Source organism: Mesorhizobium sp. WSM4829, from assembly GCF_055811475.1.
Genome location: NZ_JBVVQJ010000037.1, coordinates 57,151 through 68,028 on the forward strand (window position 1 = coordinate 57,151; position 10,878 = coordinate 68,028).

Sequence of the window (10,878 nt, forward strand, 5' to 3'; positions counted from 1 at the left end):
ATGATTTCCGGCAATCCACATCACCAGACGACGCCTTCCGGCAAGCAGCGCGCGCGAGCCTTCGGCATTCGTTTTGACGGCACGCCCGGACCGTTCAACGCCATCACCGATGTGGCTGGCGTTGCGGTCGGTTGTTCGACGCTGATTTCGGGCGAAGGTGCGCTGGTGGTCGGCAAGGGGCCGGTGCGCACCGGAGTGACCGCCATCCTGCCCAGACCGCGCGCCGAACTGGCCACGCCGGTGTTTGCCGGCATTTTCGGCCAGAACGGCAATGGCGAATTGACCGGCTCGCACATCATCGAGGAAACCGGTGCCTTCAATTTTCCGATCACCATCACCAACACGCATTCCTGCGGCGTTTCACGCGACGGAACGCTGCGCTGGATGCAGCGCGTGCTGCCGGCCGCGCTCGACAGCGGCTGGGGCCTGCCGGTGGCGGCGGAGACCTATGACGGCTTCCTGAACGACATCAATGGCCACCATCTCGGGTTTGAGCATGTCGCCGCGGCCCTCGATGGCGCGACCAGCGGATCGATCGAAGGAAGGCAGCGTCGGCGGCGGCACCGGCATGATCGCCTTCGGTTTCAAGGCAGGCTCCGGCACGGCATCGCGCCTCGTCGAATGGTACGGCCGGCGCTACACGGTCGGCGCGTTCGTGCAGGCGAATTTCGGCACGCGGAGCAATTTTACCATTCGCGGCCTGCGCGCCGGGCCCGATCTCGTGGAGCCGGCGATCCGCGAAAGCACGCCGCGTGCGGAAAAGGGTTCAATCATCGGGATCGTCGCCACCGATGCGCCGTTGCTGCCGCATCAGGTGAAGCGGCTGGCAGGCCGGGTGCCGCTCGGCGTCGCCATGACCGGCGGCTTCGGCTATCACAGCTCGGGCGATATTTTCCTGGCCTTTTCGACCGCCAACCGCGAGGCGGCGCTGGCGCCGCCAGGCCGCATCGCCAGCGCCGACTTTATCCCGGATACCGACATCGATCCGTTCTTCGACGCCGTGATCGGGAGTGTGGAGGAAGCGATCCTCAATGCGCTGGTCGCCAATGACGACATGACCGGGCGCGACGGCAATTTCGTGCCGGCGCTGCCAAAGGCATGGCTCAAGAGCAAATTCGGGGCTAGGCAGGGAAAGTAGAACTGTGTGGCGTGTCACGCGTCGCACAGGTGAATAGACGCCTGTTGCCGGGTCGGCATGTCACTCGCTAAAGCGCGTCGCGTTTGAAGGGATTCATGCGACGCGCTTTAGTTCTTTGTTTTATGCATGTCGTTATCCCAAAACCGCTGCGCACTTTTGGGCGACATGCATTAGTCCGAATTCTTTTCGTCCTGGTCGGCCTCAGCCGCCTCTTCCAGCCTCGACGCGATAAGTTCCTGAATGTCGCCGACCTCTTCCTGGATATCCTCCAGCGGTATGCCGGCCTCAGCAGCCTTCGCCGCGCATTCCTTGGCGAGGGTCTCGGCCTGCTCCTCGATCCTGTCCAGCGAGGACTGGCAGTGGACCTTTTCGCCGATCCACTCCTGCAAGAACTCGATCGCGTGTTCGCTCATGCTGCTGTTCCCTGGCGGCTGCGCCGGTTGGTAATCATAAACGCCGGCATCCCCGAAAAGATGCACGCTCCTATTCCAACCGAGTCGCCGTCACCCGGCAAGCCGATCTTGCCCAAGCTCCACAGGGCTGACGGAAATCGAAGGTTCAAGGAGCACATTCTAATTCTGAAGGAGATTCTATTTTCCTGAGCAGACTGGCACCGTTGGCTGGGATCAGGTCCCGGATCGCGCCATTGTTTCTACTTGTTATTTTCCGGCAATCCAGTCAATTTGTATGACAATAGGTATCACATTACGCGGCACGTTTGCGGCGCCATTCGCTGCGCAACCCTAGGATACGCGGCCAGAGCCGCCGCTATATAGTGACATCCTCAGGCAATGTCGACTCTGCTCGCCGACCTGCTTCTTTCCGCCGCGCCGAGCGTATCTGGATGGCATTTTGTCAACGTCGGGGGCAAGCAAATTTCGCCGGAAATCGGTCGGGGCATTGAGATGCTGAGCAGCTTGGCGCGGTAGCCGTGCCGGCGATCCTGCCGCAGTCGCTTCTCGCCGCAGAATTGCCGGCTTGGCCGGCTCGCCACTCGGGAAGCTCATTCCCTCGGGACGTGCATTGCTTCAGCAATCGAAAGTATCGGCCTAAAGCGCGTCGCGTCTGAAGGGATTTCATGCGACGCGCTTTAGGTTCTTGTTTTTATGCATGTCGTTGTCCCAAAACCGCTGCGCACCCTCGGTCAAGCCCGAGGGCAAGCTTTTGGGCGACATGCATTAGCCGCCAACCATGAGCTTGACGACTTCGTCATGATTGGTCTCCGAGATCTTGCGCTCGCCGGCCTGGATGCCGCGGCGCAGCACGACGATGCGGTCGGAAACGGCGAAAATATCCTGCAGATTGTGCGAGATGAAGATCACGCCCCGGCCTTGTGCCTTGAGCTGGTGGATGAGCGAAATGACCTTGCGCTGCTCCGGCACGCCAAGAGCCGCGGTCGGTTCGTCCATGATCAGGATCTGCGCATCCCAATAGACGGCCCGGCCGATGGCAACGGCCTGCCGTTGACCGCCGGAGAAATTGCTGACCGGGGCGTCGAGCCGGCTGACATGGAAGTCCAGCCGTCCCATCGTCTGCTTGGCGGCGACGGCCATCGCCTTGCGGTCGAGCACCGGCAAGAAACCGAAAGCCTTGCGCATGGGTTCACGGCCGAGGAAGATATTGGCGCCGATGGACAAATTGTCGGCGAGAGCGAGATCCTGGTAAATGGTCTCGATGCCTTTTTCGCGCGCCTCCTGCGGCGTCGCGAAGGTGACCGGCTGCCCCCTCAGCAGAATTTCACCGCCGGTCGGCTGAAAGACGCCCGATATCGCCTTGATCAGCGTCGTCTTGCCGGCGCGGTTGTCGCCGGAAAGCGCCACCACTTCGCCCGGCCGCACGGCCATGGAGAAATCGTTCAGCGCCTGCACCGCACCGAAATGCTTGGAAAGGTGTCGGACTTCGAGAAGGGGGGTGGTTGGTTCGGAACTATTCATCCTGGCGAGCTCCACTGAACCGGCGCTGCGCCTGGTCGATAAGGACGGAGATAATGATGACGAGGCCGACGGCGATGAACTGCCAGAACGGCTCGACATTGACGAAAACCAGCCCGTATTGAATGACCGCAATGACCAAGGCGCCGGCGACCGTCCCAAAAATGGTGCCGGAGCCACCGAACAGGCTGGCGCCGCCGATCACCACGGCTGCGACGCTGTCCAGCAGCAAGGGCTCGCCGGCCTGGGCGGCGCCCGCGGTGAAGCGCGCTGCATAGAGCGCGCCCCCGAGGCCGGCGCACATCGCCGAAAGCACGTAGAGGCGCAGGATGTGGCCCCTGATGTCGATGCCGGCGCGGCGCGCCGCCTGCACATTGGCGCCGATGGCGTAGTTATGCTGGCCGAACCGGGTCTGGCTCAGGATGTAGTGCATCACCACGACAAAGACGGCGGCAATGATGACGAGATAAGGCACCCCATAGAACCTGCCGTTGCCAAGCAGCGCGAACCAGGAATTCTGGACCGGCACCGTCGTGCCGCCGGCCAGCAGGAACGCAGCGCCGCGCGCCACGCCAAACATGCCAAGCGTGCCGATGAAAGGGGGAATTCTGAGGCGCGAGATCAGCAAGCCATTGATGACGCCAGGCACGCCGGCGACGATCACGGCCGCCAGAATGCCCAGCATCATGGCCAGAGGCACCGGCATGGCGACGCCAGCCATATTCGTGGCGTGGGCGGCGACGACGGCCGCGAGACCCATGATGAAGCCCAGCGAGAGGTCGATGCCTCCCGAAATGATGACGAAGGTCTGTCCGGTCGCCAGCAGCAACGGCGCCACGGCGAATATCGCAATGGACTGCACGTTGAACGGGTTGAGCACGAAGGTCGCGCCGAAGGAGAGCCTCGACCAGACCTCGAAACAGATGATCAGGCCCGCAAGGAACAGCCAGGCGCGCCCTTCGGCGATGCGTGCGAGCCAGCTCCTGGCCGGATCACCGTGATCCGCCTGAGGAGCGACATGCGTTTCGGTTGGTGATGTTGAAGTCATGGATGGTTCCGATCCGCAGAGCGGCCTCCGACAAACAGGGTCAAAGCGACCCGGCGCAGGTCTCCTTCCGGCAGGCCGGAAGGAGACTGGCTGGACTTATTCGGAATAGAGGTATTTCGAGATGTTCGGGTCGGCGATGTTGGCCTTGTCCATGATCGTGAAGCCGGTGCCGATCGCAACCGGGATCGACTGGCCGGTCAGATGGGCATAGGCCGACACGACGCCGAAATAGCCGATTTCCGCGGGATGCTGGGCAATCGCTACGTCGACAAGGCCAGTGTTGATGTTGTCGACAATGCTGGTCGGCGCGTCGAACGCCACGACCTTGACGGTGCCGGTCTGCCCGGCCTGCTGGACGCCATTCGCCGCGCCAAGCGCCGAGAACAGGTTTGCGCCGAACACCCCGACGAGATCGGGATTGCGCGCGAACACAGCCTGCAGCTGCGAGGCGGCCTTGTTGGCGTCATTGTCGTTGAACTGGGTTTCGAGAACGGTGATGCCGGGATGGTTGGCCGCCATCTCCTTCTTGAAGCCCTCTTCACGCTGGTCGGTGGTCGAAATGCCGGGCTTGACGTTCGAAACGTAGACCTTGCCCTTGTCGCCTATGGCCTTGGCCAATGCCCGCGCGGCGATCTCGCCGCCCAGAATGTTGTCGGAGGCAATATAGGACAGTGGGAAATCCGCCTCGCCGGCGCCGGTCTGGTAGACGCCGCTGCCGATGAAGGTGTCGACGGTGATCACCGGAATGCCGGCGTCATGGGCCTTGCGCAGGGGTTCGACCAATTGAACCTTGTCGGTCGGCGCGATCAGGATGGCATCCGGCTTCTTGGCGATGACCGCGTCAAGCACGGGGACTTGCGTTACCGGATTGAAATCCGGGGCGCCCTGGAAAACCAGGGTCACACCAAGGGCATCGGCTGCCGCCTGGCCTCCCTTGCGCATGGTGATGTAAAAGCCGTCGGTGGTAAGACCCGGAATGAGCGCAATGGTGTATTTTTTGTCCTGCGCCAATGCGGGCGTGACCAGCGCCGCTGCGCAGATGGCGAGAGCCGCCAGAGCGGCAACAATCTTCTTCATAACATCCTCCTCCTAATGTTGGCAGATTTTGCCGTTGCGAGTCGTCCCGGCTCTGTGAAGTGCTGGCGGCGAGAAGCGGGCTTCGCCTGCTTGCTGTTATGGGGCAGCCTCCTCCCAAGCGCCCCAGTCATTAAATCGACCTTCGAAACCGACCAGCCTGATGCGCAGTCCCGTTACGAGCCTCCGCAAGGTGCAGGAAACTGCGCCGCTCGGCGCGCATGCTTGCCTTAGCCGCAACGTTGTAACACTTTGCTGAAAGAAATTGCAACCGCACATTTCCGGGATCGAAACGCTTTCAAACCGGACACCATCTGTCTGCTCCGCAGAGCCCCTCCCGCAGACTATTGCCCCAACGCCTTGACGACACAACTGATGATTTCGCGGCGATGATTTCGCGGCTGCGGGTTTGGTGTCGATCGGTCTGGAATCGATCAGCTGTGCCGATGTCACGTATCGGCGTGCCCAGCATTATCGGGGCAAGAGAGCCTCGAGAATGGCCTGGGCCGTCTTCGTGTCCGTCACCAGAGCATTGATAAGCCTGGCGCGGGCGGCACCTATGATCGCCTTCGCCTTCTCCGGCGAGGCGGCAACGCCGATCACCAGCGGGACGGCTCGAAGCTGGACCGGCGACATTGCGATCATCCGGCCCTCCCCCTCCCACGGGATGAGCTTGCCTTCGGCGTCGAAGTAGTGGCGGATGACGTCTCCCGCCGCATGAAACAGGGCCTGTTCGCTCAGCGTGGCCGCGCTCGCTTCGGGCGGATTGATGGCATGGGGCAGGCCGATGCCGACGATCGCAACGTCGGTCCGGTCCCAAAGCGCGACGCTGTCGCGGATGGCCGCATCGCCGAGGAAGACCTCACGCAATTCGGACGACGGCAGATAGGGCGCATGGATGAAATGCGGCGTCCCGCCCAGCTCTTCTGCGGCCAGCCGCACAAACTCGTTGATCTGAAAATGCGCCGCCTGCTGCTGCATGCCGCCGGTGGCAGCGACGGTAAGAACGCCGGGAATGCGCGGCAGGCCTGCCTGGATCACCTCGCGAATGGCTCGCCCCCAGCCGATGGCGACGACCTCGCCGGCCGTCAGTCCCGCTTGCTTGAGCAAGGCGCCGAGCGGCGCAGCGAGCGCCGCCAGCGCACCGGCTGACGGCGTTTCGATGACCGCCGCGTCACGCAGCCCGAGTGCCTCGACCAGTTGCGTGGTGATGCCTTCGGGGGTTGCAAGATCGAGAACCTCGATCCGCACGATGCCCTCCGCTCTCGCCCGCTGCAGGAGGCGCGATATGGTCGCGGTGGAGACGCCAAGCCGCCGCGCGATATCGACCTGCGACATGTCCGCCTCATAGTGCAGTTTGGCGACCGTATGCAGCATCGTCCGCGATGCGGCTGCATCTTGTGCGGGGGGTGCAGACAGCTTGCAATTCCTTTCAGCAATGTGTTACAGACCCATCGACCGATGGGAGTTATCGCGCAAATCCGGCTGACTCGCAACGTGGGCTGGTTTCCACGGCAGATTGCGGGCCAAGGCCGAATTTCTCGGTTCGATAGCGCAGCAAAGCGGCAAAACCTCCTGTCGGGAGGCAGGTAAAACTGAACCTTTCTTGTTTCCACTGATCTGCGCCCCGGTGAATGGGCGCCAACATCGGACAGAAGACCCATGACAAAGATGACGACCGCAGAGTTGCGCGGCTACCAGCAGATATGCGGCAAGGACGGGGCGATGATGGCCATCGCCTGTGACCAGCGCGGCGGCATGCGAAGCTTGCTTGCGTCGGACCCTGAAGAACAGGCCAAGATCACCAACGACATGCTGGGCGACACCAAGTCGGACATCACGCGATACCTCGCCAGCCAGGCATCCTGCGTGCTGCTCGACCCGCTCTGCGCGGTGCCGCGGGTTGTCGATGACGGGGTGCTGAGCCGCGATACGGCTCTGCTCATCGGCCTCGACGCTTCGGGCTTCGACGTCTCGCCTGCCGGCTACCGCCTGTCGCGTCTCGTTCCCGGCATCGGCGCGCGCCGCGTGCGCGAGCTCGGCGGCACCGGCGGCAAGATCATGGTCTATCTCAGGCCCGACAGGCCTGAGGCGAACGAGCATAATGTCGCCATTCTGCGCCAATGCATCCTCGATTTCGCGCAAGAGGACCTCCTGCTCGTCGTCGAGTTCCTGACCTATCAGCTCGAAGCGGAAAGCCTTGAAGAGTATACGGCCAAGATCCCCTGGCTCGTCGAAGAGGGCACCCGTATTTCGCTGGAATGCGGGGCAAAGGTGCTCAAGCTTCCTTATCCCGGAACGCCGGAAGCCTGCGCCAGGATCAGCAGCATGGCTGGCGAGGTGCCTTGGGCGGTCCTCTCCGCCGGCGTCAACCACGCAACCTTCCTGGGCCAGGTCGAGATCGCGATGAGGAACGGCGCGTCAGGCGTCATCGCCGGCCGGTCGCTGTGGAAGGATTGCATCTCGCTCGACCGTGACATTCAGCGTGAAAGGCTCAGGACTATCGCGGTGTCGAGATTGCGCGAGCTTCAGGCGGTGATCGGAAACTACCGGCAGCAAGCCGCTTAGCAGATGACCCCGAACCGAAGGTCCGCGATGCAAAATCGTAGTCGATCTTCGAAAAGGATCATGCGCAAATCAAAGTACTATAGCGTCTTGTGCGCACCAGGATGCGCGGCGCTGTAGCTATCCGACGTTCACACCAGGCACGCACGGGCCGTCATGCCTCTGACCATGATCCCGAAAAGTGGGGACCGGTTTTCGGAGAAGATCATGGTCAAACAGCAAGATAGAGCCCCATTTCGATTTAGTCGAAATGGAACAGGCTCTGGTTCGATGGCCATAGGAATCGATATCGGCGGCACCAATCTGCGCGCCGCCCGTGTTTCCGGCACGGGCGAAATCCTCGAGCGCATTTCCGAGAAAAGCGCGCCGGACCCCGAGCTCGTGCTCTCCCGGATCGCCGAAATGGTGCGCCGGCTCGATTGTCCCGAAGTTGCGGCCATCGGCATCGGCGTCCCCGGCCGCGTCGATGCGCGGCTTGGCGCGGTCTTGTCAGGGGGCTATGTCAACCTCGCCTCGGTCTCCCCTGCGCAACGACTGGAAAGCCTGGCGGGCAAGCCCGTGGTGATCGACAATGATTGCAACATGGCACTGGTCGCGGAAATGGCCCTCGGCGCTGCCAGAGGCCATGAAAGCATCGTCATGTTCACGATCGGGACCGGCATTGGCGGTGCCGTGGTCCAGGACCGGCGGATCGTCCGCGGAAAAGGGACGGCGGGGCAGCTCGGCCATATCACCGTCGACCTATCAGGCGAAGCGTGCGTCTGCGGCCGGCGCGGCTGCGTTGAAACCACCAGCTCAGGCACGGCGCTTGGCCGTCACATCGCGCAGGCAGGCCTCGGTCCGGACGTTTCGGTCGATCAGCTTTTTGCCCGGGATGCGGGCGGCGATCCCTTGGCGCGCGGTATACTGGAAGCCTGGGCCGGGCCGCTGCGTGCGGCGATCGACACGACCGTGGCCATGTTCGACCCCGACCTGGTGCTGCTCGGCGGCGGACTTGGCCTGGCGGCCCATCGGGCGCTTGCCAGGGCTCCTGCCCTGGCGCCCTGGTACCAATGCCCGGTGGAAGCGGCGCAACTGGGTGACGACGCCGGGGTCATCGGCGCCGGTCTGCAAGCGCTCGCCGAGCAAGCGGCAGTTGCACAATCAGCAGTTGCACAAGTCTCGCCAGTATCCTTGCCGACCGCCCGGCTCGATCGGACCAGGCGCGCCGTGCCCGGCCGGCGCGCCGTGCTCGTCAACGGCATCCCCGCCAGCGGCAAAAGCACGGTCTCGCGCGGCATCGCCGCGCACATGGGTTGGCCATTGCTGGCGCTCGATACGATCAAGAACCCGTTCCTGGAAGTGCTCGGCGGCGGCGATCGCGAATTCAACCGCATACTCGGCCGCGCCAGTTACCAGGCCATCTGGTCGGTCGTCGGCGAGGCCCCGGCGGGCACCATATTTGTCATCGACGCCTGGTTCGGCTTTCAGCCGCGCCAGGTGCTCGAGGATCACCTGCGCAGCGCCAGCGTCGAGCAGACCGCCGAGATCTGGTGCCATGCGCCCGGCGAGGTTCTGGCCGAGCGCTATCGCGCAAGGCTCGACCAGCGTCCCGCCGGCCATCCCGGCGCGGCCTACATCCCCGAACTGATCGAACTGGCCAAGCGCGCCGAGCCGCTGCGGCGCGGACCGCTGCTTGACGTCGACACGACCAGACCGATCGCTTTCGACGCCATCACGCAATGGCTGCAGGCGACGATTGCGGCTGACAGGTAGGCAGCGCGGCCGCTAAGCACGTCGCGTTTGAACGGATGCATGCGACGCGCCTTAAGTTATTCCCGAGCGTCAGGATGCTGCCGATCCATGTTCTCTATCACCGCACAAATGAGGAGGATTCATACAAAGGCCTCGCAGAAGGCTGATACAAGCTGAGTAGTTAACCCGTCCTTCAGTGGGCTTGCATAAGCTTACGTTGCGAATCGGCTTGGGAAGCGAACCGACTGGTCTATGGCCCGAAAGAAAGAAAACGCGCTGGAGGCCAGAATCCTTCAAGATCAGCTTGCTGATCTGAAGGCCGGTCTCTTCGTATCGATGCCGATAAGCACTATGCTATCAGGCCTGATTTTGACGGTGCAGGCCTTTTCTGGCGGGGGCTTTGCCGCCGCAATCTGGTTCCTGGTTATCAATGCCATAAATGCCGCCCGCCTCGGACTCGCCCGTTATCAGCTAAACGAGACGGGGGATCAGGACGATCTGACAGGGATTTCGCAGCGGCTTCGCTGGTTTGGCATCCTTGCTCTTCTGTCAGGGTTTGCCTGGTCCTTTCTTGCCGTCCTTACTGTTGGCTACACAACGCCGCAAGCGCCGCTGCATCTGATTATTCTGGCGGGCATTTCAGCTGGTGCGGTTACGTACGGCAGTTCATATGCCGCGGCAGCGACCAACTTCATCACACCGCCGCTTCTGATCGCGATGGCTTGCTTGCTGGCGAAAGGCAACTTTGAAGATTACATTCTGTCTTTTGCCGTTCTGCTCTTCATGGGCGGCTTGGTTCGAGGCTCGTTTGTCGGGCAAGCCCGCTTCCGCGAAGCAAGCCGCCTGAGACATGAGGCGGAGCGGCTTGCGGCGGAAATGGAGCGCAATTCCAGGGAGGACCACCTGACGGCCCTTCTCAACAGACGGGGCCTCGAACACGCGATCAATCAGCTCGAGAATACGGACGGCCCGTTCGTTGCAATGCTGATTGATCTGGACGGCTTCAAATCTGTCAACGATACCTACGGTCACAGGACCGGTGATGAACTGCTCGTCATGATCGCCCGCCGCATAGAGCAGGAAGCGCCGGCAGGCTCAACGCTCGCCCGTATCGGCGGCGATGAGTTCGTGCTGTTTTTTCCCTCACTCAGGAGTTCGCTTTCTCCCAGTACCCTCGCATCCAATATCATAGCCAAGGTCGCCAGCCCCTATCGTGAGGTCGCGTCCGTCCGGATCGGTGCATCGATCGGAATATACCTGGCTGAAAGGCCGGGGCTGACGGAAACGTTGCTGCGGGCGGATGTCGCCCTCTACACGGCCAAGCGTCGTGGCAGGAACGAATTTCGCCTGTTCGATGCCGAACTCGACAGGGAATTGCAACGTCGCCA

8 protein-coding genes and 1 pseudogene are annotated in these 10,878 nt (G+C 62.3%); 4 read left to right on the forward strand and 5 right to left on the reverse strand.

Features of this window, described 5'->3' with window-relative positions; translation table 11 throughout:
* The first annotated feature begins 3 nt into the window (after positions 1-3).
* Positions 4-1,138: pseudogene (locus AC0L17_RS27485) on the forward strand (DmpA family aminopeptidase).
* A gap of 170 nt (positions 1,139-1,308) precedes the next feature.
* Here the strand turns inward: AC0L17_RS27485 and AC0L17_RS27490 are convergent.
* From AC0L17_RS27490 to AC0L17_RS27510, 5 genes are all read right to left on the reverse strand, one after another.
* Positions 1,309-1,551, reverse strand: a complete 243-nt coding sequence (locus AC0L17_RS27490; RefSeq protein WP_027156330.1) for a DUF768 domain-containing protein — start codon at positions 1,549-1,551, stop codon at positions 1,309-1,311.
* A 765-nt stretch (positions 1,552-2,316) separates the two neighbouring features.
* Positions 2,317-3,072: an ATP-binding cassette domain-containing protein gene (locus tag AC0L17_RS27495; RefSeq protein WP_473518107.1), complete on the reverse strand. Its 756-nt coding sequence runs from the start codon at positions 3,070-3,072 to the stop codon at positions 2,317-2,319.
* Entirely contained in the window at positions 3,065-4,117 is a 1,053-nt protein-coding gene (locus AC0L17_RS27500) for an ABC transporter permease subunit (protein WP_027156329.1), read from the reverse strand. Before AC0L17_RS27500 ends, AC0L17_RS27495 begins: the two co-directional genes overlap by 8 nt.
* 96 nt (positions 4,118-4,213) lie before the next feature.
* Positions 4,214-5,194, reverse strand: coding sequence for an ABC transporter substrate-binding protein (locus AC0L17_RS27505; RefSeq protein ID WP_473518108.1), 981 nt, complete (start codon positions 5,192-5,194; stop codon positions 4,214-4,216).
* Positions 5,195-5,662: 468 nt separating this feature from the next.
* Entirely contained in the window at positions 5,663-6,568 is a 906-nt protein-coding gene (locus AC0L17_RS27510) for a sugar-binding transcriptional regulator (RefSeq protein WP_473518109.1), read from the reverse strand.
* A 285-nt stretch (positions 6,569-6,853) separates the two neighbouring features.
* Here AC0L17_RS27510 and AC0L17_RS27515 point away from each other — a divergent pair, with 285 nt between their 5' ends.
* The 3 genes from AC0L17_RS27515 to AC0L17_RS27525 form a co-directional block, all read left to right on the forward strand.
* The gene (locus AC0L17_RS27515) at positions 6,854-7,759 is read left to right on the forward strand and encodes a tagatose-bisphosphate aldolase (RefSeq protein WP_473518110.1); all 906 of its coding nucleotides are present in this window, start codon (positions 6,854-6,856) and stop codon (positions 7,757-7,759) included.
* A gap of 267 nt (positions 7,760-8,026) precedes the next feature.
* Positions 8,027-9,511, forward strand: a complete 1,485-nt coding sequence (locus tag AC0L17_RS27520; RefSeq protein ID WP_473518111.1) for an ROK family protein — start codon at positions 8,027-8,029, stop codon at positions 9,509-9,511.
* Positions 9,512-9,742: 231 nt separating this feature from the next.
* Positions 9,743-10,878 (forward strand): diguanylate cyclase domain-containing protein (locus tag AC0L17_RS27525; protein ID WP_473518112.1); only part of this gene is annotated, 1,136 nt, incomplete at its 3' end.